The organism is Kitasatospora xanthocidica (assembly GCF_014656195.1).
GTDB classification, from domain to species: Bacteria; Actinomycetota; Actinomycetes; order Streptomycetales; family Streptomycetaceae; genus Kitasatospora; species Kitasatospora xanthocidica.
In genome coordinates this window covers 156,503-177,184 of the sequence record NZ_BNBY01000016.1, presented here as the reverse complement: position 1 = coordinate 177,184, position 20,682 = coordinate 156,503, and the positions used below count along the sequence as shown (strand labels likewise).

Here is a 20,682-nt window from a genome sequence, read left to right as displayed (position 1 = left end):
AGGCCCCGGCCGCACCAGGCCGCACCGCACCGGGCCGGGCCGCTATCCGTAACCGTCCATTCCCGTCACCACCACCCGAGGGGCCCCATCCCATGACCACCGTCGAAGCCCGCTCCATCAACCCCGACGTCGAGGCCATCCGCCACCACTACGAGGTCCCCAACGAGCTCTACCGCCTCATCCTGGGCCCCACCATGATGTACTCCGGCGGCTACTGGGAGGACGGCGAGGACCTCGTCGCCGTCCTCGACGAAGCCCAGGAACGCAAGCTCGACGCCTTCACCGACCTCGCCCGCGCCGCCCACACCGCCAAGGTCCTGGACGTCGGCTGCGGCTGGGGCACCATGCTCAACCGCCTCACCACCGTCCACGGCGTCAAGCGCGCCGTCGGCGTCACCCTCTCCCGCACCCAGGCCGACTTCGTCGACGCCCTGAACAACCCCGCCATCCAGGCCCGCGTCGAAAGCTGGGAAGACCACCGCCTCGCCGACGGCGAAGAGGCCTACGACGCCGCGTTCTGCATCAACGCCCTCGAACACTTCGTCCTGTCCTCCCTCACCCCCAAGGAGCGCACCCAGCGCTACCGCGTCTTCTTCAAGCAGATCCACTCCCTCCTCAAGCCCGGCGCCCGCTTCGTCCTGCACACCATGACCGTCGAGAACCCCCCGCTGCGCCGCCAGCTCCTGGACGACCTCAAGTTCCTCCAGCGCGAGGAGTTCGAAGGCTGCCACATCCCGCGCCTGCCCGAACTCGCCGCCGGCCTCGACGGCCTCTTCGAGGTCACCGAGATCCGCAACGAACCCGAGTCCTTCGCCCGCGCCTGCCGCGCCTGGCTCAAGCTCCTGGCCGCCCGCCGCGACGAAGCCGTCGCCATGACCGACGAGACCACCGTCGCCCGCTTCGAGCGCTACCTCGACATCTTCGCCTACACCCTCGAAGACCACATCTTCAACAACTTCCGCGTCACCCTCACCCGCCGCGCCTGACCCCGCCCCGGACACGAAGGACACCTCAGCCACCGCAGAAGAGGACACCGACGCCATGACCACCACCCCCGCCCCCGACCGCACCCACACCACCGGCACCACCCCCGCCCCGGCGGCGGGGGCCACCCCCACCACCACCAGCACCACGGACACCAGCACCACCAGCACCACGGACACCAGCACCGCCAGCACGAGCACCACCGCCGCGGGCAACGCCACCGCGGGCAACGCCACCGCGAGCACGGGCACCACCACCACCGCGGGCACCACCACCGCGAGCACGAGCACCACCGCCGCGGGCACCACCACCGCGAGCACGAGCACCACCACCACCGCGGGCACCACCACCGCGACCACGGGCACGAGCACCGCGGGCACCGCGGGCACCGCGGGCACCGCGGGCACCGCGGGCAGCGCCGCGCCCGCCGCCCCCACCCGCGCCCCGGCCACCCCCGGCGCCGACACCCCCGCCGGCACCCCCGCCGGCACCCCCGCCGCGGGCACCCCCGCCGCCGCGCCCGCGCCCCGCGACACCACCACCGGCGACCTCGCCGTACGCCACCTCAAAGTCGCCGTCATCGGCGCCGGCATCTCCGGCCTGGGCACCGCCATCGGCCTCCTACGCGCCGGCGAGAGCGACTTCCTCGTCTTCGAACGCGCCACCGACCTCGGCGGCACCTGGCGCGACAACACCTACCCCGGCTGCGCCTGCGACGTCCAGGCCCACCTCTACTCCTTCTCCTTCGCCCGCAACCCCGAGTGGAAATCCACCTTCGCCACCCAGGCCGAAGTCCACGCCTACCTCAAGACCACCGCCACCCGCCACGGCGTCGACCCCCACCTGCGCTACGGCCACGAACTCCTCGACGCCCGCTGGGACGACACCCACCACCACTGGAACCTCACCACCAGCCACGGCCGCTACACCGCCCAGATCCTCGTCACCGGCACCGGCTACCTCTCCGACCCCGCCACCCCCGACCTGCCCGGCCTCGACACCTTCACCGGCACCCTCTTCCACTCCTCCCAATGGCGCCACGACCACGACCTCACCGGCCGCACCGTCGCCGTCATCGGCACCGGCGCCTCCGCCATCCAGTTCGTCCCCCAGATCCAGCCCCACGTCGCAGGCCTCCACCTCTACCAGCGCACACCCCCCTGGGTCGCCGCCAAACCCGACAAACCCAACACCCCCCGCCACACCTGGATGCTGCGCCACCTCCCCGGCTACCAGCGCTTCCGCCGCGCCTTCAACAAACACGGCCGCGAAATCGTCGCGTTCTTCATGTCCCGCCCCACCCGCACCACCGGCATGAAGAACATGGCCGCCGGCCACCTCAAGAAGAGCGTCAAAGACCCCGCCCTGCGCGCACGCCTCACCCCCGACTACACCGTCGGCTGCAAACGCCTCCTCTTCTCCAACACCTGGTACCCCGCCATCCAGCAACCCAACGTCGACATCGTCTCCGACACCATCACCCACATCGGCCCCACCCACATCACCACCGCCGACGGCACGCGACGCGACGTCGACACCATCATCCTCGCCACCGGCTTCACCGCCACCAACCGCCCCATCGCCCACCGCATCCACGGCCGCGACGGCACCACCCTCGCCCACACCTGGCACACCACCGGCATGACCGCCCACCGCGGCACCACCATCCACGGCTTCCCCAACCTCTTCATGATCCTGGGCCCCAACACCACCCTCGGCCACTCCTCCCAGACCGTCATGATCGAAGCCCAGATCACCTACATCCTCTCCGCCCTCAAAACCCTCACCACCCACCACCTCACCACCCTCGAAGTCCGCCCCGAAGCCCAGAGCGCCTACAACCACACCATCCAGACTCGCCTCAAAAACACCGTCTGGAACAACGGCGGCTGCACCAGCTGGTACACCGACACCCAAGGCAACAACCCCTCCATCTGGCCCACCTACACCTGGCGCTTCCGCCGCCAAACCCGCCACCTCGACATCACCAACTACCAAACCAGCACCCACACCGACCACACCGGCCACACCCACACCACCCCCTAACCACCCCCCACCCCCGCCCCACCCCCGCCGGCCGGCGGACCCACCCCACCCCACCCCGCCACCCACCCAGCCACCGGCCACCGCCACCGCCACACCCCGGCCCGCCACCGGCCACCGCCACACCCCGGCCTGCCGCCCGACCACCCGGACGGCAGGCCAACCCCCACCCACCACACGGCACACGGCACACCGCAGCCGGCCGACAACGGACGGCAGCCGGCCGACGGCGGACCGCCGGGACCGGCCCCGAAACCACCACCACGGAGCCCAACCCCCGACCGACGGCACACCACAGCCGGCCGACGGCCGCCCACCAGCACCGGCCCCAGGACCACCACCACGGACCCGGACCCCGACCCCGGGGACTCCCCCAAACCCCGACACACCACCACCCCACCCACCCCCCGCCACGGCGAACACCACAACTCCACACACCCCCACACCGGCCACCCCCACACCCCGCCGGAACCCCCAACAGGACGCCCGCCCCCGACCCCCGGGACCCGCGGGCCACCCGCACAAACACACCAAAACCCATACGCCACACCCAACCACCCAGCCACCCGCCCACCCAGCCACCCAGCCAGCCACCCAGCCACCCACCTGCCGGGGCGAACGCCCGGCGAACGTCACGGCCACCCGGCCCCAACCCGCCCAGCCCGCACCACCCTTGACCACCACACACACCCCCAGGAACACGGGACCGGAAAACAGGGACCGGGGACCGGGGACCGGGACCGGGGGCCGGGACCGGGGGACGGGGCCGGGGGACGGGGCCGGGGCCAGGGGCCGGGGGACGGGGCCAGGGGCCGGGGGACGGGGCCGGGGGACGGGGCCAGGGGACGGGGCCGGGGCCGGGGGACGGGGCCGGGGCCGGGGGACGGGGACGGGGCCGGGGGACGGGGCCGGGGGACGGGGCCGGGGAACCGAGGCGGGGGCCGGGAGCCGCTCCTCCACCGGCGCCACCGCACCACCCTTGACCACCACGCACCACCCGGCCACGACACCCGCCGCTGGCCGCCGGCTACCGCTCGGCCGTCACGGCCGGCCCGGCTTCAACATCAACTCGCCCGGCCCGCACCATCCTTGACCACCACGCACCACCCGGCCACGACACCCGCCACCGGCCGCGCGAACATCACCACAGCCGGGCGTCAACCCGCCCCGCCCGCAGCATCCTTGACCACCACGTACGCCCCAAGGAGACACCACCCGGGAACCAACGCCCGGGGAACCCGAGGCGGGGGACGGGGCCGGGAGCCGATCCTCCACCGGCGCCACCGCACCACCCTTGACCACCACACACCACCAGACCACGGCACCCACCACCGACCACCAGCCACCAGCCACCAGCCACCAGCCACGCGAGCGTCAGGCCAGCCCCGCGTCAACTCGCCCGGCCCGCAGCACCCCTGACCACCACCACGCACCACCCGGCCACGACACCCACCACCGGCCGCGCGAACGTCACGGCCAGCCTGGCGTCAACTCGCTTGGCTCGCACCATCCTTGACCACCACGCTCCACCCGGCACCACCACCAGGCTGCGGCACCCGCCCCTGCCGGCGATCGTCGCCACGACCCGGCGCCGACTCCCGTGGACCGCGGGCCGGTTGCCGGCCGCGGTGCTCGCACCCGCTGTCCGCTCCCCGGTTCCCGTCCGACCTTTTCCGTGCCCGTTGCCCTCACGCGACCCTTAGAGGAGACCCTTCCGCGATGAACCGCCCCAGCCTCTCCAGGCGCGCCCTGCTCACCGGCGCCGCCGCCACCGTCATCGGCTTCAACACCACCACCCGCACCTGGGCCACCACCGGCGACCCCACCACCGCCGGGCGGATCTCCCCCGCCCCCGCCCTCCAGGGCACCCTCACCACCGCCCCCGCCACCCGCGCCGCCTTCGCCCAGGACTTCGGACGCCTGACCACCACCACCCCCTACGCCGTCCTCAACCCCGCCTGCGCCCAGGACATCGCCACCGTCATCACCTACGCCCGCCGCAACAACCTCAAAGTCGCCATGAACGGCCAGAGCGGCAACGGCGGCGAACTCGAATCACACTCCAACTACGGCCAGGCCGGCGTCCAGGGCGGCATCGCCGTCAACGCCCGCTCCCTCAACCGCATCCACGCCATCACCCCCACCAACGCCACCGTCGACGCCGGCGTCACCTGGGCCCAACTCACCGACGCCGCCCTCACCCAAGGCCTAACCCCCCCCTGCCTCACCGACTACCTCCACCTCTCCATCGGCGGCACCATCAGCGTCGGCGGCATCGGCTCCACCGTCCACAAGTACGGCCTCCAGGCCGACACCGTCGAAGCCATCGAAATCGTCACCGGCACCGGACGCGTCCTCACCGCCACCCCCACCCGCAACACCGAGCTCTTCCACACCGCCCTCGCCGGCGCCGGCCAGGTCGGCATCATCACCCGCGCCACCGTCAAACTCGTCCCCGCCCCCCACAACGCCCGCGTCCTCACCCTCTACTACGACGACCTCACCACCTACCTCACCGACCAGCAAACCCTCCTCAACGACGGCCGCTTCCCCTCCCAAGTCGGCGAAATCCTCATCCAACCCGCAGGCCGGCCCCCCCGCTACAAAATCGAAGCCGTCGCCCACTACAACGACACCACACCACCCCCCACCGCACCCCTCCTCGCCGGCCTCACCCCCACCACCACCGAAACCACCGACACCACCTACCGCGACTACACCTACCGCGCCGACGCCTTCGCCGACACCATCAAAAACCTCGGCTACTGGAACGCCCCCAAACCCTGGCTCTCCCTCTTCCTCCCCGCCACCCAAACCCACACCTTCCTCACCGAAGCCCTCCCCCAACTCACCCCCGACGACATCGGCCAAGGCCTCCTCCTCTGCTACCCCTTCCACACCAGCAAACTCACCCACCCCCTCGCCATCACACCCGACGAACCCACCGCCTACCTCTTCGACCTCCTCGCCTTCCCCCACCCCGACACCGACCCCACCCCCGCCCTCACCCGCAACCGCCACCTCTACGACCGCGCCGTCCAACTCGGCGCCAAACGCTACCTCGTCGGCGCCATCCCCCACATGACCCCCACCGACTGGCAAACCCACTACGGCCCCCACTGGACCACCCTCACCACCACCAAAAACCACCACGACCCCACCCACACCCTCACCCCCGGCCAAAACATCTTCCCCTAACACCCAACAACACACCCGACAAACACCACCGAAAACACCCGCACACACACCTAAAGCCACACACCAACAGGCACCCCATAAACACCCGAACCCACAGCACGAAAACCCGCACCACAAGAAACCCGCACCACAAAAAATTTCGAGACCAAACAAAAAAGGAACCTGACAACCAGTCAGATTCCCATCACAAACCGCACCACCCACCCACTACCACCCCAACACCCTAAACCACCCCACCAAACCCACCCCCCACCCCCCCCGAAAGGAAAACCCCCATGCACGCCATCCACCACACCGACCACACCATCCTCCCCCACCCCACCCCAACCGTCTGGAACGCCATCCTCAACGAACTCAACGGCAAAACCACCTGGTGGCACCCCCACAACACCCACCAACCCGGACCCACCGGCCCCCACACCACCAACGGCACCACCACAACCACCATCCACCCCGCAGGCATCGGCAAACCCGGCCCCAAACTCCACTTCACCTCCACCACCACCCACATCACCCCCCACCACACCCTCACCCAAACCCACACCGGCCACTTCCACGGCACCACCACCTACACCCTCACCCCCACCCACAACAACACCCACACCCTCCTCACCATCACCTTCACCACCACACCCCACCACTGGCCCAAACTCCTCCACAAACTCACCAACCTCACCACCAAACACACCACCGCCACCCAACACGCCCTCACCAACCTCCACCACCACCTCCACCACCAGCCATAAACAACAAAAACAAAAGAAACCAGAAGCCAACAAACAAAACGAGGACCTCCCCATGCGGACAATCGCCGAAATCCCCGTCCTGCCGGCCGAACACGCCGTCACCACCACCGACCACACCACGACCACGGACGACCACGCCCGCCTCGCGATCACGGTCCACCAGCCCGAGACGCCCGACCCGACGCGCCCGCTGGTGGTCCTCGTTCACGGGTGGGCGGCGTCGCGGACCGTCTGGCACGCCACGGCCCATCAATTGGCGGCCGCCGGACACACGATTGCCACGTACGACCAGCGTGGGCACGCCTCGTCCACGGTCGGGCGGGAGCCGATCAGCATCGCGCGGCTCGCGCGGGATCTGGACACCGTGGTCGGGACGCTGACCACTGCGGAGCGGCCCGTCGTGGTGGTCGGGCATTCGGGGGGCGGGTATGCGGCGCTCGCCTGGGCGGCGGATCCCGACGTGGGGCGCCCGGGTGGCGCGGGCAAGCGGTTGGCCGGGCTGGTGCTCGTGTCGACGGCTTCGCACGGGCAGGACACCCCGGCGAACGAGGTGAAGATGATGGGGTCCCCGCTGTTCAGCCGGGCGCTGCGGACGCCGTGGTTGGGGCGCAAGCTGCTCGGCCAGACGCACGGGCCGCGGGCCTCGCTGGAGGCGCGCGAGGCCAACCGGCGGCTCTTCGCGAGCACTCGGCCGCAGACCAGGTCGGCTTGCTTCGCGTCGTCGCAGGGGATGGACCAGCGGTCCGGGCTCGGTCGGATCGCCGCCCCGGCCGTCGTGATCACGGGCACCGAGGACAAGGTCGTCAAGCCGTCGTTCAGTCAGGAGCTCGCGGCCGCGCTGCCGCAGGCGACGCTGCACGAGGTTCCGGGGATCGGGCACATGGTGCCGCTGGAGATTCCCCGGCAGGTCGCCCACCAGGTCCACCAGCTGGTCCTGGCCGGCCGCTGACCCCGCCGTGACCACCACCGTTCCCGCCGGCGTCCTGGCCGCGCTGCTGCCGCCGGACGTCCGCTGCGCCGAGGCGTTCGGCGCCCTGGACGTGGGTCGCCTCCATCCTTCGGAGGCGGCCTACATCCGGGACCGGTCCCCGCGCCGCCGACAGCAGTTCACCACCGCCCGGACGCTCGCCCGCCGGGCGCTCGCCGAGCTCGGACATCCTCCGACTCCTCTGCTGCCGGGGCCCGGGGGCGCGCCGCAGTGGCCGTCGGGTGCCGCGGGCAGCATCACCCACACGGACGGCTACACGGCCTGTGCCGTCACCAGTACCGGTCGGCACCTCTCGCTCGGGATCGACGCCGAAGCCGTCCGTCCGCTCCCGCACGGGGTCCTGGAGCTGGTCAGCAGCGCGGAGGAGCGGCGCGGGCTCGACGGGCTCCCCGTGGGCACGACGCCCTGGGACACGGTCCTCTTCAGTGCCAAGGAGGCCGTCTACAAGGCGGTCCATCCGTTGACCCGCACCTGGACGGCCCTCGCCGCGATCGTCGTCGCCGTTCACGCCGACGGTACGTTCACCGCCGCGCACCCCCACCACCCCGTCCTCGGCACCGGTCGGTGGGGTGTCCGGCGGGGCGTTCTGATCACGGCGCTGGCGCTCCCGCCGACGGGCTGAGCACGGGTCGACGGTTGCCGACAGGTATCCGCCGCCGTCCCGGTCGGTCATGGTGCCAGCGGGCCTCCCGCGGCGAGGGCCAGTTCGGTGAAGCGTTCGGCGATGACGCGGTGGGCTTCCGGGGACGGGTGGAGGCCGTCGGGGAGCGGGTGGACGTGGTGCTCGGGCTCGCCGTAGAGGGCGAGGCCGTCGAGGTGGTGGAGGGCGAGGTCGCCGTCGGCGCGGCGTTCGGCGACGATGCGGGCGAGGTGTTCGCGGATGACGGTGAGGGTGAGGCGGCCGGCGGCGCGTTCGGCCGGGTCGCCGGTTGCCCGGTAGCGGAGGGTGCCGCTGCTGAAGTCGGGGGCGAGCGGGCCGGGGGTGTCTTCGTGCAGGGGGCAGAGCAGTGGGGAGACGACGAGCAGCGGCGTGGTGGGGTGGCCGTCGCGGATGGTGTCGAGGAAGCCGTGGACGGCCGGGGTGAGGGCCCGTAGCCGCATCGCGTCGGTGTTCACGAGGTTGATGCCGAGCTTGAGGCTGATGAGGTCGGCCGGGGTGTCGCGGATGGTGCGCGCGGTGAAGGGGTCGAGCAGGGCGCCGCCGCCGAAGCCGAGGTTGACCAGGTCGAGTCCGGCGCGGTTGGCGACCAGGGCGGGCCAAGTGCCGCTCGGGTGGGTGGCGTTGGAGCCGTGGCTGATCGAACTGCCGTGGTGGACCCAGCGCTTGCGGGTGCCGGCCGGGACGGCGTGCAGGGGTGCGTCCGTCTCGAGGGTGATCAGTTCGGTCGGCTCGGTGTGCGGGAGCCAGATCTCGACGGTCTTCTCCCGGGCGGGCAGGCCGGTGAACGTGGCGCTGCCGGCGGGTCCTTCGGTGAGGTCGAAGCGGCCGGTGGCCAGGTCGACGGTGCGCAGGTTGCCGCCGGGGACGGAGGCCTGGGCGGTGAGGGTGCCGTCGACGAGGAGGTCGTAGACGCCGTCGGGCACGTTCGGGACGCCGGGGTAGGCGCGCTTGGTGGGCACGGCGTGCAGGGTGATCGTGGTGGCGCGGGTGCGGAAGGCGAGGCGGACGCCGGAGGGCTGGGACTCGGCCATGGCGAGCTGGTCGTCGGGGATCTGCCGGCGGGCCTGGGCGGGCAGCCGGTGCGGCAGGAGGCCGCGGCCGGTGCGCTCGACGTCCAGGTGGCCGTGGAGGAGGTCTTCGGTGACGGGGGTGGTGATCGTGGTCATGATGCTTCTTCGGGTCGTCGTGCGGAGACGGGTCGTCGCGCGGGGCCGCGGATCCGTCACGCGGAGGCGCGGATCCGTCGGGCCCGTAGGGGTGTTCAGGTGGTGGGCCGGGGTCCGCCGGTGCGCAGCAGGGTGTCGAGGGAGTCGATGATCCAGTCCCAGGACTGCTGCGGGTCGACGGCGGTGTGGCTGAAGCCGCCGGCCGCTTCGAGGCTGATGTAGCCGTGGAAGACGCTGCCGAGCATGCGGACGGCGTGGGTCTGCGCGGGCTCGGTGAGGTCGTACCCGCGCAGGATCGCCCTGGTCATCTGGGCGTGCCGGATGCCGGCGCTGGCGGCGGCCGTCTCGGCGTCGAGGCGCAGGCGGGTGGCGTCGTAGCGGCCGGGGTGGCGGGCGGCGTAGGCGCGGTAGGCGTCCGCGAAGGCGCCGAGGGCGTCGCGGCCCGCGCGGCCGGCGAGGGCGTCGGCGACGAGGTCGGCGAGTTCTTCGAGGGCGTACAGGGCGATCCGGGTCTTGAGGTCCTGGGAGCTCTTGACGTGGGAGTAGAGGCTGGCGGTCTGGACGCCGAGGCGTCGGGCCAGTGCGGCGGCGGTGACCTGGTCGAAGCCGAGTTCGTCGGCGAGTTCGGCTCCCGCGACGACCACGCGTTCGACGGTCAGCCCTGCCCGTGCCATGTGTGTCCTCCCGTACGGTCTCGGCTTCTGCGCCGGGCGGTCCGGTGCGGTTGCCCGCACCGGCGCCCTGAAGACAGTATGGGATTGCCTAAAGCATTTAGGCAAATGAGAAACAGCAGTAGGGCATGGGCGTCACCCAGAAGGCTCAGCCCGCCAGGATCACCGTCTCCGCCGGGCCCGAGAAGCCCGCGGCCTGGGCCGGGGTGCCGGTGGCGGCGAGGCGGCGGTGCTCCTGCGGGCTGATTCCGCGCACCCGCTTGAAGGCCGCCGAGAGTGCGAAGGCGTTGCTGTAGCCGACCTTGCGGGCGGCGAAGGCGACGGTGCACTCGGGCTCGCGCAGCAGGTCGGCGGCGACGGCCAGGCGCCAGCCCGCCAGGTACGCCATCGGGGGCTCGCCGACCAGGGCGGTGAAGCGGCGGGCCAGGCCGGCCCGGGAGACCCCGACCCGCTGGGCCAGTTCGGCGACCGTCCAGGCGGTGGCCGGGTCGTCGTGCATCATCCGCAGCACCGGGCCGACCACCGGGTCGTGCTGGGCCCGGTACCAGGCGGGGGCGCCGGAGTCGGGGGCGGCCAGCCAGGAGCGCAGGACGGAGACCACCAGCAGGTCGAGGATGCGGTCCAGGACGATCTCCTGGCCGGGCTCGTTGCGCCCTATCTCGGCGGACAGCAGGTGCACCAGGGTGTCGTCGGCGCCGGTGCCGGCCGGGCGGACCAGCAGGGCGGGCAGGCAGCCCAGCAGGCGCTGGCCGATCTCGTGCTCGGCCTGGTACGTGCCGGAGAGCACCACCGAGGAGGCGCGGTCGCCCTCGCGGCCCTGCCCCCAGGTCCGGACGCCGAGCGACATCACCTCGGAGACGTCCACCCCGTCCTTGGTGCAGACCTGACCCGGGCCGACGATCACGTCCACCGGCGTGTCCGGATCGTCCGCGACGGTGTACGGCTCCGGGCCGCGCACGATCGCCACGTCCCCCGGGTGCAGCAGCAGCGGGGTGCCGCGCTCGGGCAGGATCCAGGCCTCGCCCCTGACCATGGTGACCACGGAGAGCGGGGCCCGGTCCTCGATCCGCAGCGACCACGGCGGGGTGAGGATCGACCGCAGCAGGAACGCGCCGCGGGCCTTGGGGCCGTCGAGGAGTCCTGTCAGAGTGTCCATGCCGTCAAGTGTAGACGGGAAGACATCATTTGACGTCTCGTCATTTGAGAGACTCTTGAGCGATCGAGGTGGCCCCCGAGCCGGAAATGCCGGATGATCTGCCCACGGGGGTAGGCCCGGCAAAGCGATACCGACAGCGAGTAGCAGCGAGAAGTGAGGGGCTCACGACGATGGAAACGGCACGCACACTCGTCCTGGTGGCGGCCACTGTCACCTGTGGACTGACCGCCGGACTGTTCTACGCCTTCGCGTGCTCGGTCATGCCCGCGCTCGCGCGGGTCGAGGACCGGACCTTCATCGAGGTCATGCAGCGCGTCAACGTGGCGATCCTCAACGGCTGGTTCGTCCTCGGCTTCGTCGGCGCCCTCCTCACCACGCTGGCCGCGGTCGCGCTGCACCTGCCCTCGGACGGCCACGACGTACTGCCGGCGACGATCGCCGCACTGGTGCTCTACATCGCGATGATCGGCGTCACCCGCTCGGTCAACATCCCGCTGAACGACGAGCTCGCCGCGGCCGGGACGCCCCAGCGGATCGCCGACCCGGCCGGCGTGCGCGGCCGCTTCGAGGCGCGCTGGGTGCGCTTCAACGTGCTGCGCGCGCTGCTCTCCACGGGCGCCCTCGGCTGCCTCGCCTGGGCGCTGATCCTCAACGGCCAGAGCTGACGCGCACCTTCCCCTCGCCACCCTGGGCGGCCTCAGCCGCACAGGGTGGCGAAGCCGTACCCGCGGGCCTTGAGCGTGCTGATGATCCCCGGCAGCGCGGCCACGGTCTGGCTGCGGTCGCCGCCGCCGTCGTGCAGCAGGATCACCGACCCCGGGCGGACGCCGTCCAGCACCCGTGAGCGGATCGCCGCCGTCCCCGGCCGGGACCAGTCCGCCGGGTCCACCGACCAGAGCACGACCTGCTTGCCGAGCGCCGCCGCGCGCGAGCGCACCGTGCCGTTGACCGCGCCGTACGGCGGGCGCAGGCAGGTCGGGGTGCGGCCGGTCCGGGCCCGGATCGCCCGGTCGGTGCTGCTCACCTGGGAGTCGACCGCGGCGCCGGAGAGCTTGCGCAGGTCCGGGTGCGACCAGGTGTGGTTCTGCACGCTGTGGCCCTGCTTGGCGACCTGCGAGGTGAGCGAGGGGTGGGCGGCGACGTTCTGCCCGATCTGGAAGAAGGTCGCGCGCACCCCGTAACGGGCCAGCACCGCGAGGACCTTGGGCGTGTAGGCGGGGCTCGGGCCGTCGTCGAAGGTCAGGTAGACCACCTTGCCGGCGGCCGCCTCCGCGGGCGCGGCGGGCAGCGCGACCGCCGATGCCGCCGCCAGGGCCACGACGAGCGCGCCGATCGCGGTCCGGAGGCCGCCAACTGTCCTGCGCCTGCGGGGTCGTACGGACATGCCTGCTCCCTGCGGTCGGAACTCTCCGCTGCCACCGGCCAGTCTGCTCCGACGGGCCCGGCCGCCGCGACCCTCCGGAGGACGGGACGGGACGGATCCGGCCAGCCGTACGGCGGGTTGACCGGACGCCGTCCGCGGGCCGGGCGGGCGAGGCGAACCAGCCGGGCGAGGCCGCCGGGCCGAGCGCGCGCCGAAGCGCCCCCGACGGTTGTGTCGGGGGCGCGAAGGGCGGTGCGGGGCGGCCTCGTTCAGCGGCCGGAGCGTCCGTGCAGCACCAGGGAGCGGGTCAGCGCCAGCAGACCGCCCGTGCACAGCGCGGTGCGGAGCATGTTGACCGGCACCCAGGTGTCGGCGAACTTGGCCCGCACGGCCGCGAAGTCGGTGATCTGCCCCGGGTCGCCGGCCGCCGCCAGCTGGTTGTTCAGCGGGATGTTGACGCCCATCGTCACCAGCAGCGCCACCACGTACAGCACCGTCGCGGCCGCCGCCCACAGCGCCGCCTGCCGACGGCCCGCCTTGTGCTGCAGCCAGGCGGCGACGCCGGTCGCGACGAAGGCGCCGACGAAGACCAGGCCGAACATGCCGTTCTCGATGGACTTGTTGATGTGCTGCATCGCCGTCACGTACGTCCGGTCGTCACCCGCTGCCAGGCCCGGCATCACGGAGACGTCGAAGGCGAAGAAGAGCCCCGCCATCAGCCCCATCGCGACGGTGGCGCCCACCAGGAGCGGCCCGGCGGCCTTGCTGCGCGTGGCGGGCCCGGCCGCACCGCCGGGCGCGAGGCCGGTGAAGGTCTGTGGAGCGGTGTAGGAAGCAGGAGTCGCGGTCTGGTTCGAGCGCATAGGTAATCCTTCGGTTCTCCCCGGTCCCCGCCCAGCGCGGGGACCCTCCCGGTACCCGGCGCACCGGCCTCCTCACCGCTCCCGGCCGCGGCCGGGTGGTCGGTCAGTGAGCCGACGCCTCCGGGCACCGACGATCTTCTGAACTGCCGTACGGACGGCAGGTGTTGCTCTTCGAAACGATCAGGTCGGCCAGGTCGATCGGCTCGGTCGGGTTGATCGGCTCGGTCGGGTTGATCGGCTCGGTCGGGTTGATCGGCTCGGTCGGGTTGATCGGCTCGGTCGGGTTGATCGGCTCGCTCAGGTCCGTCAGGGCCGCCGGTCGCTCGGCGCCGGCCGTAAGCCTCGGGGCGGTCACGTGTTCCACACGCCGGAGGCGGCGGCCTCCCGAGCGTAGTCCGCGAAGTCCCGCGGCTCCCGCCCCAACGCCCGCCGCACCCCGTCACCCAACGACGCGTTACGACCGTCCAGGATCACCGAGAACAACTCCGCGAAGTCCGCCGGCAACCCCGCCTCCACCAGCACCCGCCGGTACGACTCCAGCGACACCGCCTCGAACCGCACCTCACGACCCACCGCCCGCGACAACTCCACCGCCACATCCGCGAACGACAGCAACCGCGGCCCCGTCAACTCGTACACCTCCCCCGCATGCCCCGCCTCCGTCAACGCCGCCACCGCCACCTCCGCGATGTCCTCCACATCCACGAACGGCTCCACCGCACCACCCACCGGCAACGCCAACTCCCCCGCCAGCACCGGCTCCAGGAAGAACGACTCACTGAAGTTCTGGTCGAACCACGCACACCGCACCACCGTCCACGCGGCCCCCGACTCCATCACCGCCTTCTCCCCCGCCTCCGCCGCCTCCTCACCACGCCCCGACAACAACACCAACCGCCCCACACCCCGCGCCGCCGCCAACCGCGAGAACGCCCCCACCGCCTCCACCGCACCGGGAAACGCCAGATCCGGGTAGTACGTCAGATACGCCGCACTCACCCCCTCCAACGCCCCCTCCCACGTCCCCTCGTCATGCCAGTCGAACGGCACCCCACCCGACCGCGAACCCACCCGCACCCCGTACCCACGAGCCACCAACCGATCCGCCACCCGACGACCCGTCTTACCCGTCCCACCGACCACCAGCACCACACCAGCGTCCGTCGACAGATCCACCACACCAGCCATCACGATCACCCTCGCTCGGAGTAGAAACCAGTCGGATCGGCCGGACGCGCTCCGGATCCCGCGATCCCTTCGCGTCCGTCCTCGTGTCCACCAGTCAATGCCACTCCGGGCCGGCGAACCATAGCCTCCGCACTCAGCTCCATGCGCGAGCGTCTACGCCCCTGACAGGCCCTCGCGCCGCCCCGCCCGGCCCCCGGTCGTGGGGTCCGCGTTCTTCTCCGCCCACCACCAGAACACACCCAAGCCACCATGAACCACCCTTCTCGACCCGGGTTCCAGCAGCCCTTGAGCGCCCGGCACACCGGTCGGAACCGGGGCGGCGAAACCCTGTGGCGGCGCCCGGCCGCGGGCGCTATGCTCCCCGACGATGACCACTCACGCTGATCACAGAATGGGGGTCCCGTCCGCGAAGAGTGAGTGCTGATGCTCACTTCCACCGCGAACGGGGACGACTCCCGCACGTCCTTCTGGCGGCGCGTACGCGAGTACGCCGTGCCGCCCTCCATGATCGAAACCGCCACCGCCCGCCGTCTGGCCGGCGACTGGGCCGGGGCCTGCGCGGCCGCCAACGTCGAGGTCGACTTCCGCCTCGGGGACGTCGCGCGCACCCACGGCCGGGAACTCGCGAACCGGGTACGCGCCGATCTCCGGTGCCTCGCACCGGACTTGCTCCGCTGGCACCTGCCGCGATCCGCGCCCGACGGGATGCTGCGGCCCGGGCTCACCATGGCCCTGGCCCGCTACCCGGGCGAGCGCCCGGCGTCCCTGGTGGTCCGTACGCCGCCCGCCTGGGCGGAGTACGGCCAGCGGATCGCCCTCGCGCTCTGGGACGGTTCCGGCGGCGACAGCCGTGCCCCGCACCCACGTCCACGCCCCAGCCGCCGGTTCCGCTACGACCTGCACCGGCACCTCTGGGACGCCGGGCGCAGCGGGGAGTTGGCTGAACGGGCCGGGCCGAGTGCTCCAACTCGCCCGTACGACAGCCGGTTCGACGACCCCGAGCGGCACCCCGCCGCCGACCGGTGGGCCGCCGAGGCCGCGCTGCTGCTGCGTGCCGACGGGCTCCCCGACGGGCCCGTCCTGGTACGGCTCGGGCGCCGGCGGCTGGTCCTCGGGGCGGACGGGTCCGTGACCGAGGCCGTCCGCGGCACCCCGGCGCTGCCCCTGCTGCCCGACGCCGCGACCTGGGAGCCGCCCGACCTCGACCTGCTCCGCCGTGGCGCGATCGAGCCGGACCGGCTGCACCCGCTGGTGGCCGCCGCGTTGGCGCCCGGGCACCCGCCCCGGACGGACCGGTCCGATCCGCCGGAGTTCCAGCGGCTGGTGGACTGCCGCGGCGCGTGGCACCGGATCGGCCTGGTCGACGGGGTGCTCACCCCGCTCGACCACGATCCGGCCCAACTACGGCGCGAGGAGCTGCTGTCCGCCCTGTCCGGCAGCCCGCTGCCGTGCCTGCGCGCGGTCGACCTGGCGCACCGCAACCCGCAGGAACTGGCCGGTGTCCGCGAGCGGTTGGACCACGGCGACACCGCCGGGGCGCTGGCCGTGATCGAGGGCCTGCTCGGCCCGGAGGCGGTGCTGCGCGACGGCCCGCTGCGCGACGAACTGGCGGCGGCCGCGCAGCGGCGGATCACGTACGGCCTCTACCGGACGGGGCTGAGCCGCTCCGGCCTGGACTACCCGGCACACACTCGCCCGCGCACCTACCGCACACCCCCGCGTGACGGCGCCTTCCGGCCCCGTCCGCGCCACTTCTCCCTCCGCGCCCACCCGCGCCTCGCCACCCGCAACTGACGGTCCGTCAGTACCCGTACCGCTCCGTCTTCCACTCCTCAAGGTGATCACCCATGCCCGTTTCCACGCCCGAACTCGCCCCCGAAGCCGCCCGGCTCGACGTCGCCCGCCGACTGCTCGACCTCCTCGGCGACAGCGCCACCGAAGCCCGCGCCGACAGCCAGCTGGAGGCCCTCACCCTCGCCGTCGCCGCCGACCTGCCCGTCCTGCTCTGGGGCGAGCCCGGCATCGGCAAGACCGCCGCGATCAACCAGCTCGCCGAGGCCCTGGAGCTGCCGCTCACCACGGTGATCGCCAGCGTCCACGAGCCCTCCGACTTCTCCGGACTGCCGATCGTCGGCGACGACCCGGCGCAGCAGGGCGTCCCGATGGCCCCGCCGGAGTGGGCGGTGCGGCTGGTGCGGGCCGGACGCGGGCTGCTCTTCCTGGACGAGCTGTCCACCGCGCCGCCCGCCGTCCAGGCCGCACTGCTCCGGGTGGTCCTGGAACGCCGCATCGGCACGCTCCGGCTCCCGCCGGGCGTACGGATCGTCGCCGCCGCCAACCCGCGCGCGTCGGCGGCCGACGGCTGGGAGCTGAGCCCGCCGCTGGCCAACCGCTTCGTCCACCTCTCCTGGGTGCACGACCACGAGGTGGTGGTGCGCGGCCTCGGCGGCGTCTGGCCGGTGGCCGCCCTGCCCCGGCTCGACCCGCAGGCGCTGCCGCAGGCCGTCGCCTTCGCCCGGCGCGCGGTGTGCGGGCTGCTCACCGCCCGCCCGGACCTGGTGCACCGGCTGCCCACCACCGAGACCCGCCGCGGCGGCGCCTGGCCGTCACCGCGCAGCTGGGACATGACGCTGCGGCTGATCGCCTTCGCGACCGCCGCCGGCTCCTCCCGGGAGGTGCTGTCGCTGCTGGTCCGCGGCACCGTCGGGGACGGGCCCGGGCTCGAACTGATGGCGAGCATGGACCGGATGGACCTGCCCGACCCGGAGGACCTGCTCGCCGACCCGGCCGGCGCCGACCTGCCCGAGCGCGGGGACCTGCGCCAGGCGGTGCTGGACGGGGTGGTCGCGGCGGTGCGCAACCGGCCGGACCGTCAGCGCTGGGACGCGGCCTGGGCACTGCTGGCCCGGGCCCTGGAGACCGGGGCACCGGACCTGCTGGTCGTCCCGGCCACCACGCTGGCCTCGCTGCGCCGGGACGACTGGGACGTGCCGGAGTCGATCGAGCGGCTCGCCCCGGCGCTGGCGCTCTCCCGCCGGGCCGACCGCGCCGCCGCCCGGGTCGCGCAGAAGGCGGGCCGATGAACACGGCCGCCGCCGCGACGCCCGTCGCACCGGACCGGCAGAACGCGCTGGACCGGGAGAACGGCCTGAGCCGGGAGAACGCGCTGAGCCGGGAGAAGCCGCTGAACCGGGAGACCGTACTGGACTGGGAGAAGCTGTACGCGGCCCGGCTGCAGGCCGCCCGGGCCCGGCCGTACCTGGCGACCGCCCTGTTCGCGCTCCACCTGGTGGAGTCGCGGCAGGTGCCGACCATGGCCGTGGACCGGTACTGGCGCTGCTACGCCTCGCCGGTCTTCGTCGACCGCACCCCCGTGGAGGAACTCGCCGGCGTGTGGGTCCACGAGGTCTCGCACCTGCTGCGCGACCACCACGGCCGCAGCGAGCGCATCGCCCGCGAGCTCGGCCTGGAGGGCCCCGCCGCACAGCTGCGGACCAACATCGCCGCCGACTGCGAGATCAACGACGACGTGTACGGAGACGGGCTGGTCCGCCCGGCGGGCGCCCTGCGGCCCGGCACCCTCCTGCTGCCGGAGGGACTGCTGATGGAGGAGTACCTGCGCGACTACCGCTTCCACCCGCGCAGCCTGGAAGCGGCCTGGCTGGACTGCGGCAGCGGCGCCGACGGCACCGACCGGCCCTGGGAGCTCGGCCCCGACGGTGCCCACGGGATGACCGCGCAGGAGCGCGACGCCGTCCGCTTCCGGGTCGCCGAGGGGATCCGGGGCCGCCCCGGCGACGCCCCGGCGGGCTGGCAGCGCTGGGCCGAGGAGGCCTTCCACCCGCCGCAGCCGTGGCGGCAGCTGCTGGGCGCGGCGATGCGCTCGGCGGTCTCCGGCCCCGGCGCGGGCGAGGACTACAGCTACGGCCGCCCAGCCCGCCGCTCGGCCGGGGTGCCGGGCGTGCTGCTGCCGAGCCTGCGGCGGCGGCCGCCGCGGGTCGCGGTGGTCATCGACACCTCCGGGTCGGTCTCCGACGACGAGCTGGGCAGCGCACTGCTGGAGGTCGCGGCGATCAGCCGGGCGGTCGGCGGCCGGGACCAGGTCACGGTGGTCCCCTGCGACGCGGCCGCCCAGGCCGTGCACACCCTGTGCCGGACGGCGGGCATCCCACTGCTCGGCGGTGGCGGGACGGACCTTCGAGCCGGGTTCGGCGCGGCACTGCGGTCGACGCCCCGGCCGGACGTCGTGGTGGTCCTGACCGACGGCCAGACCCCGTGGCCGTCCAGCCCCCCGCCCTGCCGCACGGTCGTCGGCCTCTTCGCCCGCCCCGCCGGCTACGACGAGGACGACCCGGACTACCGGCCGGAGAGCCCACCGGAGTGGGCCCGGGTGGTCACCATCGGCTGAGCGGAGCACCCGTTGCCGGTCCGAGCAGCGGTTGCTGGTCCGAGCGGCCGGACGCCGGACGCCGGCCGTCGGCGCGCTCCGGCGCACGACCGCGCATTGCCCGCCCCGGCAGTGGGTATGCGCTCCGGTGCGAGCGCCGGTCGCGGGCACCGGCACGTGAGACGGAAGGCGTTCGGACGTGATTCGGAAGCTGCAGGCGGTCGCCCTGGACTGCGCCGACCCGCTACGGCTCGCGGAGTTCTACGCGGCCCTGCTCGGCGGCCGGGTCGTCCCGGACCCGGACGATCCGGACTGGGTCGAGGTGCACGGCTTCGAGGGAACGCCCTTGGCCTGCCAGCGCGTCGACGGCTACCGGCCGCCCGAATGGCCCGGCCAGGAGCGCCCGCAACAACTCCACCTGGACTTCGACGTCGACGACCTCGACACCGAGGAGGAGCGGGCGCTCGCCCTCGGCGCGACCCTCCTGGAGCGGACCGACCGGCTCCGCCCCGACGCCAACTGGCGCGTCTACGCCGACCCGGCCGGTCACCCGTTCTGCTTCTGTCTCCACTGAGCCACTACCGGGCTGGGGCGGGAGGCTCGCCCGGACGACCCTAGTAGTCGACCGGGGGATAGCCCTGACCGGCCGGGAAGGCGAACCAGATCTGGTTGTTACCGTTCCAGCAGTCCCACTGCTGGATGCGGACACCGTTGGTGTTCGCCCCGCCCGGGACGTCCAGGCACTTGCCGCTCCACGCGTTGCGCAGGGTGTAGCCGGTGCCCGGGATGTGGGTCCAGATCCACTTCTGGTTGGCGCCGCCGTTGCAGTCCCACTGCTCGGAGGGTGCGCCGTTGTCGGTGCTCCAGCCGCCGATCTCCAGGCACTTGCCGCTGTTCGCGTCGACCAGCGAGCCGTTCACCAGGCTCCAGTTCTGGTTGGCGCCGCCGGTGCAGGACCACATCCGGGCAGCCGCGCCGTTGTCGGTGCTCCAGTCACCGATCTCCAGGCAGTGCGGGCTGATGGCGCTGCCCAGGGAGACGACGTTCGGGACGCCGGACGGGTGGTAGTCGTCGGCGCTCGCGCTCGGGACGGCGACGGTGAGCGCCAGACCGGTGCCGAGGGCGGCAGCGGCTATGCGGGTCTTGAGGGCCAAGGTTGAGATCCTCCGTCAGATGGATGGGTGATGCCGTGGGCGCACCGTTCGCGAGCATGATCGCCCCGGCTGGTCGGCGGTCACCCTAGTGGATCAGCCCCGTGAGGATCACCG

General features: G+C 72.7%; 19 protein-coding genes. 11 read left to right on the top strand and 8 right to left on the bottom strand.

From position 1 onward, the window contains the following. Positions 1–92 precede the first annotated feature (92 nt). The 6 genes from IE332_RS25800 to IE332_RS25775 all read left to right on the top strand — a co-directional run bounded on the left by IE332_RS25800 (position 93) and on the right by IE332_RS25775 (position 8,581). Positions 93–986: a class I SAM-dependent methyltransferase gene (locus tag IE332_RS25800; protein WP_189920730.1), complete on the top strand. Its 894-nt coding sequence runs from the start codon at positions 93–95 to the stop codon at positions 984–986. 55 nt (positions 987–1,041) lie between these two features. Next, positions 1,042–3,030 (top strand): flavin-containing monooxygenase, encoded by a 1,989-nt coding sequence (locus IE332_RS25795; protein WP_189920728.1) that lies wholly within the window; start codon positions 1,042–1,044, stop codon positions 3,028–3,030. 1,716 nt (positions 3,031–4,746) lie between these two features. Further along, on the top strand, positions 4,747–6,225 hold the full coding sequence (locus IE332_RS25790) for an FAD-binding protein (RefSeq protein WP_189920727.1): 1,479 nt from the start codon (positions 4,747–4,749) through the stop codon (positions 6,223–6,225). A gap of 275 nt (positions 6,226–6,500) precedes the next feature. Beyond that, positions 6,501–6,971 (top strand): hypothetical protein, encoded by a 471-nt coding sequence (locus IE332_RS25785; RefSeq protein WP_189920726.1) that lies wholly within the window; start codon positions 6,501–6,503, stop codon positions 6,969–6,971. 52 nt (positions 6,972–7,023) lie between these two features. Beyond that, positions 7,024–7,920 carry an alpha/beta fold hydrolase gene (locus IE332_RS25780; RefSeq protein ID WP_189920723.1) on the top strand — a complete coding sequence of 299 codons (897 nt, stop codon included), beginning with the start codon at positions 7,024–7,026 and terminating at the stop codon, positions 7,918–7,920. Between the two features lie 7 nt (positions 7,921–7,927). Then, entirely contained in the window at positions 7,928–8,581 is a 654-nt protein-coding gene (locus IE332_RS25775) for a 4'-phosphopantetheinyl transferase family protein (protein ID WP_189920721.1), read from the top strand. A gap of 47 nt (positions 8,582–8,628) precedes the next feature. Here the strand turns inward: IE332_RS25775 and IE332_RS25770 are convergent, their stop codons facing one another. The 3 genes from IE332_RS25770 to IE332_RS25760 form a co-directional block, all read right to left on the bottom strand. Further along, a complete protein-coding gene (locus IE332_RS25770; protein WP_189920719.1) occupies positions 8,629–9,786 on the bottom strand; it encodes an SGNH/GDSL hydrolase family protein in 1,158 nt (385 codons plus the stop codon). Between the two features lie 95 nt (positions 9,787–9,881). After that, positions 9,882–10,460, bottom strand: coding sequence for a TetR/AcrR family transcriptional regulator (locus IE332_RS25765; RefSeq protein WP_189920717.1), 579 nt, complete (start codon positions 10,458–10,460; stop codon positions 9,882–9,884). 145 nt (positions 10,461–10,605) lie between these two features. Further along, complete coding sequence (locus IE332_RS25760) at positions 10,606–11,613, bottom strand: AraC family transcriptional regulator (protein WP_189920715.1); 1,008 nt, start codon at positions 11,611–11,613, stop codon at positions 10,606–10,608. 197 nt (positions 11,614–11,810) lie between these two features. Between IE332_RS25760 and IE332_RS25755 the strand changes: the two genes are divergently transcribed. After that, a complete protein-coding gene (locus IE332_RS25755; protein WP_308437603.1) occupies positions 11,811–12,278 on the top strand; it encodes an anthrone oxygenase family protein in 468 nt (155 codons plus the stop codon). 32 nt (positions 12,279–12,310) lie between these two features. Here the strand turns inward: IE332_RS25755 and IE332_RS25750 are convergent, their stop codons facing one another. The 4 genes from IE332_RS25750 to IE332_RS25735 form a co-directional block, all read right to left on the bottom strand. Continuing rightward, entirely contained in the window at positions 12,311–12,997 is a 687-nt protein-coding gene (locus IE332_RS25750; RefSeq protein ID WP_189920711.1) for a polysaccharide deacetylase family protein, read from the bottom strand. 248 nt (positions 12,998–13,245) lie between these two features. After that, positions 13,246–13,839, bottom strand: a complete 594-nt coding sequence (locus IE332_RS25745; protein WP_189920709.1) for an anthrone oxygenase family protein — start codon at positions 13,837–13,839, stop codon at positions 13,246–13,248. 103 nt (positions 13,840–13,942) lie between these two features. Further along, positions 13,943–14,194, bottom strand: a complete 252-nt coding sequence (locus tag IE332_RS25740; RefSeq protein ID WP_189920707.1) for a hypothetical protein — start codon at positions 14,192–14,194, stop codon at positions 13,943–13,945. Next, complete coding sequence (locus IE332_RS25735; RefSeq protein WP_189920705.1) at positions 14,191–15,027, bottom strand: Rossmann-fold NAD(P)-binding domain-containing protein; 837 nt, start codon at positions 15,025–15,027, stop codon at positions 14,191–14,193. The genes IE332_RS25740 and IE332_RS25735 overlap by 4 nt, the downstream gene beginning before the upstream one ends. 423 nt (positions 15,028–15,450) lie before the next feature. Here IE332_RS25735 and IE332_RS25730 point away from each other — a divergent pair, with 423 nt between their 5' ends. From IE332_RS25730 to IE332_RS25715, 4 genes are all read left to right on the top strand, one after another. Continuing rightward, a complete protein-coding gene (locus tag IE332_RS25730) occupies positions 15,451–16,821 on the top strand; it encodes a hypothetical protein (RefSeq protein WP_189920703.1) in 1,371 nt (456 codons plus the stop codon). 53 nt (positions 16,822–16,874) lie between these two features. Then, the gene (locus IE332_RS25725; protein ID WP_189920701.1) at positions 16,875–18,110 is read left to right on the top strand and encodes an AAA family ATPase; all 1,236 of its coding nucleotides are present in this window, start codon (positions 16,875–16,877) and stop codon (positions 18,108–18,110) included. Next, entirely contained in the window at positions 18,107–19,435 is a 1,329-nt protein-coding gene (locus IE332_RS25720) for a vWA domain-containing protein (RefSeq protein ID WP_189920699.1), read from the top strand. The genes IE332_RS25725 and IE332_RS25720 overlap by 4 nt, the downstream gene beginning before the upstream one ends. Positions 19,436–19,613: 178 nt before the next feature. Beyond that, the gene (locus IE332_RS25715; RefSeq protein WP_189920696.1) at positions 19,614–19,988 is read left to right on the top strand and encodes a VOC family protein; all 375 of its coding nucleotides are present in this window, start codon (positions 19,614–19,616) and stop codon (positions 19,986–19,988) included. Between the two features lie 40 nt (positions 19,989–20,028). Here the strand turns inward: IE332_RS25715 and IE332_RS25710 are convergent, their stop codons facing one another. Then, positions 20,029–20,568, bottom strand: a complete 540-nt coding sequence (locus IE332_RS25710) for an RICIN domain-containing protein (protein ID WP_189920694.1) — start codon at positions 20,566–20,568, stop codon at positions 20,029–20,031. Positions 20,569–20,682: the final 114 nt, after the last annotated feature.

Bases quoted from the DNA above. Each gene is read 5' to 3' on its own strand.
- IE332_RS25800 (WP_189920730.1), top strand. From the start codon at position 93: ATGACCACCGTCGAAGCCCGCTCCATCAACCCCGACGTCGAGGCCATC.
- IE332_RS25795 (WP_189920728.1), top strand. From the start codon at position 1,042: ATGACCACCACCCCCGCCCCCGACCGCACCCACACCACCGGCACCACC.
- IE332_RS25790 (WP_189920727.1), top strand. From the start codon at position 4,747: ATGAACCGCCCCAGCCTCTCCAGGCGCGCCCTGCTCACCGGCGCCGCC.
- IE332_RS25785 (WP_189920726.1), top strand. From the start codon at position 6,501: ATGCACGCCATCCACCACACCGACCACACCATCCTCCCCCACCCCACC.
- IE332_RS25780 (WP_189920723.1), top strand. From the start codon at position 7,024: ATGCGGACAATCGCCGAAATCCCCGTCCTGCCGGCCGAACACGCCGTC.
- IE332_RS25770 (WP_189920719.1), bottom strand. From the start codon at position 9,786: ATGACCACGATCACCACCCCCGTCACCGAAGACCTCCTCCACGGCCAC.
- IE332_RS25765 (WP_189920717.1), bottom strand. From the start codon at position 10,460: ATGGCACGGGCAGGGCTGACCGTCGAACGCGTGGTCGTCGCGGGAGCC.
- IE332_RS25760 (WP_189920715.1), bottom strand. From the start codon at position 11,613: ATGGACACTCTGACAGGACTCCTCGACGGCCCCAAGGCCCGCGGCGCG.
- IE332_RS25750 (WP_189920711.1), bottom strand. From the start codon at position 12,997: ATGTCCGTACGACCCCGCAGGCGCAGGACAGTTGGCGGCCTCCGGACC.
- IE332_RS25745 (WP_189920709.1), bottom strand. From the start codon at position 13,839: ATGCGCTCGAACCAGACCGCGACTCCTGCTTCCTACACCGCTCCACAG.
- IE332_RS25735 (WP_189920705.1), bottom strand. From the start codon at position 15,027: ATGGCTGGTGTGGTGGATCTGTCGACGGACGCTGGTGTGGTGCTGGTG.
- IE332_RS25730 (WP_189920703.1), top strand. From the start codon at position 15,451: ATGCTCACTTCCACCGCGAACGGGGACGACTCCCGCACGTCCTTCTGG.
- IE332_RS25725 (WP_189920701.1), top strand. From the start codon at position 16,875: ATGCCCGTTTCCACGCCCGAACTCGCCCCCGAAGCCGCCCGGCTCGAC.
- IE332_RS25720 (WP_189920699.1), top strand. From the start codon at position 18,107: ATGAACACGGCCGCCGCCGCGACGCCCGTCGCACCGGACCGGCAGAAC.